A 5,121-nucleotide genomic window follows, 5' to 3' on the forward strand; every position below is an offset into this window, starting at 1 on the left:
GAAACGCTCGCGAGCGGCGATGGCGACGTGATCACGTTCAACGTGATGCGAGGCGATCTGGTGCTGCTCGATGACGACGGTCGCGAAACCGCGCGGGAAAACTGCCGCGTCGCGCTGTTGAGCCAGCGCAAGCACATGCGCGCCGCGCCGGACGCCGCCGGGCCGTTCGTCACGCGCTGATCGCGCGACGACGCATCGCGACGCGCCCGGGCACGCTGCGCCGGCCGGATGCCGCATCCACCGGGACGCACCGCCGTCAGGATACCGGCGCGCTCAGTCCTGCAGCGCCGCCCACATCTCCTTGTCGCGCTCCGCAGTCCAGATACGCGGATGCGTGATGCCGCTCGCCTCGTCATATGCGCGCGACACGTCGAACGGCAGGCAGTGCTCGTAGATGAACACCTGACCAAATTTCGGATCCATCGCCTCTCGCGTGAGCGCCATCGCCGCCTTCAGGTCGAGTTGCTTCTCGACCGCCTTGCGGCCCTGCGCAAGCAGCGTCGTGACGAAATCCTTCGTGTAATCAAGGCCCTTGTTGACGTCGGCCGGGTTCAGCAGCGCCGGGCCGCGGCCCGGCACGAGCTTCTCGGCGTTCAGCGCGCGCAGCGCCTCGAGCGTCGCGGGCCACTGCGCCAGCTGCGCGTCGCCGCAATAGCATGCGGCGTCGTATTCGACGAGATCGCCCGAGAACAGCACCTTCTGCGACGGCAGCCATACGACGGTGTCGCCCTTCGTGTGGCCCGCGCCCAGATGCATGACCTTCACTTCGAGCTTGCCGAGGAACAGCGTGATCTCGCGCTCGAACACGAGCGTCGGCCAGGTCAGGCCCGGCACCGTCTCGACGCCGGCGAACAGGCGCGGAAAGCGCTCGATCTCCGATTTCATGTCGGCCTCGCCCCGCTCGACGATCATGTCGTAGGTCCCGCGGCTCGCAATGACGTTTTGCGCCCCTTCAGCGAGATACGCCGATGCGCCGAGCACGCGCACCGCGTGATAGTGCGACAGCACGATGTGCTTGATCGGCTTGTCGGTGACGCTGCGGATCTTCGCGATCAGATCCTGCGCCATCGCGGGCGTCGCGGTCGTATCGACGATCAGCACGCTGTCATCGCCGATGATCACGCCCGAGTTCGGGTCGCCTTCGGCCGTGTAGGCGTAGGCGTTTTCGGAGAGCTGGGTCCAGGTGATCTGCTTCACGTCCAGATCGGCCTGAGATGCGAATGCTTTTGCCATGTTCCGTTCCGTAGCTGCGCGCCATGTGTTGGGGGAGTGACTGGATCTTCGTCTTGCCCAGTTCGTTTGTCAATAACAAGCATGCTTGTTATTCTCCAAAGCAAATCAGCGCATGGACGGATGCCATAAATGGCGTCAGATACCATTCGGGTTGTATTGGAAAACAGGTGAATCGCGTGCAGAACGATGAAATCCGCGCAGACGCCGCGCCGCCCAAAGCGCAACGCGGCGTCCAGAGCGTCGAGGTGAGCGGCCGGCTGCTCGATGCGCTGGCACGGCAGCGTGCGCCGCTCGGGCTGTCCGAGCTGGCGGCGGCATCCAGTCTGTCGACCGCGCAGGCGCATACCTATCTGGTCAGCCTGACGCGCCTCGCGCTCGTCAAACGCGACGCGATCACTGGAAATTACGAGCCGGGGCCGCTGGCGCTGCGGCTCGGACTGATGTCGCTCGAACGCGAGGCGGCATATCGCGCCGCCGTGCCGCACGCGGCGCGGCTGGCGGACGCGATCGGCTTCAGCATCGCGCTCAGTGTGCCCGGCGCGCTCGGGCCGACGATTGTTCGCATCGAACACGGCGGCTATCCGCTGCATGTCAATCTGCATGTCGGCTCGGTGATGTCGCTCGATGCAACCTCGACCGGCCGCGTGTTCTCCGCGTTCGGCGAGCCCGCGCAGCTCGCGGCAATGGCAGCCAGCCAGGCGGGCACGAACCGCATCCTCGCGGGAGCGGACGGCGGCGCCCGACCCGTACTCGACGCCGCCCGGGCGCGGGCGGCGCAACTCGACGAGATCCGCCGGCGCGGGATCGAGCGCGGTATCGATCTGCCGAGCCCGGGCGTCAGCAGCCTGAGCGTGCCGGTATTCGACGCGGCCGGCCGGCTGCAGCTCGCGTTGACGGCGATCGGCTCGACCGGCTCGATCGATGCCGCATGGGACGGTCCGGTCGCGTCGGTCTTGCGCGATGCGGCGCGGCAGATCACCGCGTCGCTCGACCGCCAGGACGGCGCGCCGCCGCCGGCCCCGGCAACGCCGCGCAGCCCGCCCGCGCTCGCGGACGACACCAAAACCCAGCGCGGCATCCAGGCGCTCGACAGCACCGGCGACCTGCTGTTCGCGCTCGTGTCCGCCGGTCGCGCGCTGTCGCTGCGCGATCTGGCGGCGGCCGCGGGAATGCCGGCCGCGAAGGCGTTTCCGCATCTGGTGAGCCTGATCAAGATCGGCCTGCTGAGCCGCGACGCGGCCGGATGCTTCGATGCCGGCCCGCTCAGCCAGGCGCTCGGCCTGATCGCGATGCAGCGCGTGTCGCCGACGCGCGATGCAGAACCGGAAATCGTCGCGCTGGCGGCGGCGACCGACATGAGCGTGGCGGCCGCGACGCTCGGGCCGCTCGGGCCGACCGTGATCCGGCTGGAAGAATCGGCGCGGCCGCAACACGTGAGCCTGCAGGTCGGCACCGTGATGTCGCTCGTCAATACCGCGATCGGCCGAACGTTCGCGTCCCACCTGTCCGACGACGTGCTGGCCGACCTGCTGCCGAACGAAGCCGTGCGGCTCGCGGGCGGTTCATCCGCTCACGGCGCGGCGCCCGGCAACGGCGACGTCGCGCTCACGCCCGCCGCGTACCGTGCGCGCCTCGCGCAGATCCGCGCGGAAGGCATCGACTACGCATTCGACGCGCCGGTGCCGGGGATCGCGACGCTCGCCGCGCCGGTGTTCGACCATACCGGCAGCCTGCGGCTCGTGATCGCGGTGATCGGCGCATCGCACAGCATTGCGCGCAGCCGCGACAGCGAGATCGCGCAGCAATTGCTCGCGGCGACGCGCCGTCTGTCATGGCGTTTCGGCTGGATCGGCGAAGACTGAACGCGCCGGCGATTAAAGATTAGGCCCCATTTGCCGTAATCCTCGGATAAGACTGGTGGCGCGTGCGCTCCGGCATCCGTTTCTGCCACTCCGCCGGATACAACAATGAGACTCACCCTTTCGAGCCGGGCGAGCGTCGGCGCCCGCCTGGCCACCCTGTCCTGCGTGCTGGTCGCGCTGCTGTTCGCCGTGTTCGCGTGGGCGCTGGCCCGCACCGCGGGCAATCAACTCGCCGACCAGGTCCATGTCGGCATCGACGAGCGGGAACGCTCGATCGGCGCGATGATCAGCCTGTTCGACAAGGCGCTGTCCGCCGAGGCGAGCCGCTCGATGTCGCTGTTCGCGAGCTACCTGCCTCCCGACTACGCGCTCGACGCCGCGCAGACGATCGAGATCGGCGGCGTCGCCACGCCGACCCTGACCGCCGGCGGCAGGCCGTTGAACCTCGATTATTCGATTCCCGATCAATTCCTGCAGAAAAGCGGCGCGATCGCGACCGTGTTCGCGCGCAAGGGCGACGATTTCGTCCGCATCACGACCTCGCTGAAAAAGCAGGACGGCGGACGCGCGGTCGGCACGCTGCTCGACCGCAACGGTCCGGCATACGCGCAACTGGTCGCCGGGCGCACCTACACCGGTCTCGCCAACCTGTTCGGCAAGCGGTTCGTCACGCAGTACAAGCCTGTCTCCGATGCGAGCGGCCGCGTGGTCGGCGCGCTGTTCGTCGGCCTCGACGTCGGCGCGGAAATCCAGCTCGTCGAGAATGGCATCCGGCAATTGAAAATCGGGGAAAACGGCTACTACTTCGTGATCGACGCGACGAACGGGCCTTCCCGCGGCAACTTCATCGTCCACCCGGATCTTGTGGGCAAGCGTGCGAACGACGGCGCCGCACCTTATGCGCAGATGCTCGCGGCCGGTCACGGTCAGCTCGCGTACACGTCGACCGACCCGGCGGCGCATGAGCGCATGCCGAGCGACAAGTTCGTGTCGTTCACGACGATTCCGGAGTGGCAATGGCTCGTCGGCGGCGTCGCGATCGACGACGAGGTGCTCGCCGGCATGCGTGCGACCCGCAATCGCTTCCTGCTGATCGCAGCCGCGCTGGTTGCCGCGTTCGCCGCGCTGTTCGTCGTCGTGGTGAAGCGCATCGTGAGCCGGCCGCTCGAAGCCGCCGCGCGCGCGTCCGAGCGCTTCGCGGCCGGCGATCTCAGTGTGCGGATTCGCGACGGCGGCACGCCGCGCGATGCGGCAAGCGCTGACGAAATCGGCCGTCTGGTCCATGCGGTCGACGGAATCGGCGACGGGCTCGCGCGCATCGTCGCGCAGGTCCGCAGCAGTTCCGCCGACATTGCGCGTGGCACGGTCGATATCGCGGCGGACAGCGGCGACATCGCGTCGCGCATCGCCACGCAGGCAAGCAGCGTCGAACAGACCGCCGCCAGCATGGAGGAAATCACCGCCGCCGTGCAGCAGAACGCCGAGCACGCGGCGCAGGCGAACACGCTCGTCGCCGGCGCGTCGGATGCCGCGACGGACGGCGGCGAGGCCGTGCAGCGCGTCGTCGCGACGATGGGCGAAATCCAGCAGGCCGCGCGCCGGATCGCGGAAATCACCGGCGTGATCGAAGGCATTGCATTTCAGACCAACATCCTTGCGCTGAACGCGGCGGTCGAAGCGGCCCGCGCGGGCGAGCACGGCAAGGGCTTCGCGGTCGTCGCGGCCGAGGTGCGCGCGCTCGCGCAGCGCAGCGCGGCCGCCGTGAAGGAAATCGATGCGCTGACCGCAGCATCCGCGTCGACGGTCGAGGAAGGCTACCGGATCGCCGAGGCCGCCAGCGGCACGATGCGCGACATCGTCGCGCGCGTCGACCAGGTCCGCGCGATCATGGCGGAGATCAGCGCGGCGTCGCGCGAGCAGTCGACCGGCATCGAGCAGGTGAATCTCGCGGTGACCCAGATCGGCGAAGCGACCCAGCAGAATGCCGAACTGATCGCGGGCGCCGAACGCGCCGCCGCGACGTTGC

3 protein-coding genes and 1 pseudogene are annotated in these 5,121 nt (G+C 68.5%); 3 read left to right on the forward strand and 1 reads right to left on the reverse strand.

What is annotated here, in order from left to right:
• A pseudogene (locus tag KH616_RS21055) lies at positions 1-180 on the forward strand (2,4-dihydroxyacetophenone dioxygenase); the annotation flags it as partial.
• A 93-nt stretch (positions 181-273) separates the two neighbouring features.
• On the opposite strand, the gene KH616_RS21060 reads toward KH616_RS21055, so the two are convergent.
• On the reverse strand, positions 274-1,233 hold the full coding sequence (locus tag KH616_RS21060) for an MBL fold metallo-hydrolase (protein ID WP_292250482.1): 960 nt from the start codon (positions 1,231-1,233) through the stop codon (positions 274-276).
• Between the two features lie 176 nt (positions 1,234-1,409).
• Here KH616_RS21060 and KH616_RS21065 point away from each other — a divergent pair, with 176 nt between their 5' ends.
• Complete coding sequence (locus KH616_RS21065) at positions 1,410-3,095, forward strand: IclR family transcriptional regulator C-terminal domain-containing protein (RefSeq protein ID WP_292250484.1); 1,686 nt, start codon at positions 1,410-1,412, stop codon at positions 3,093-3,095.
• 105 nt (positions 3,096-3,200) lie between these two features.
• A partial coding sequence (locus KH616_RS21070; protein ID WP_292250485.1) for a methyl-accepting chemotaxis protein occupies positions 3,201-5,121 on the forward strand: 1,921 nt, incomplete at its 3' end.

This window comes from Burkholderia sp., assembly GCF_018375725.1.
GTDB lineage: Bacteria > Pseudomonadota > Gammaproteobacteria > Burkholderiales > Burkholderiaceae > Burkholderia.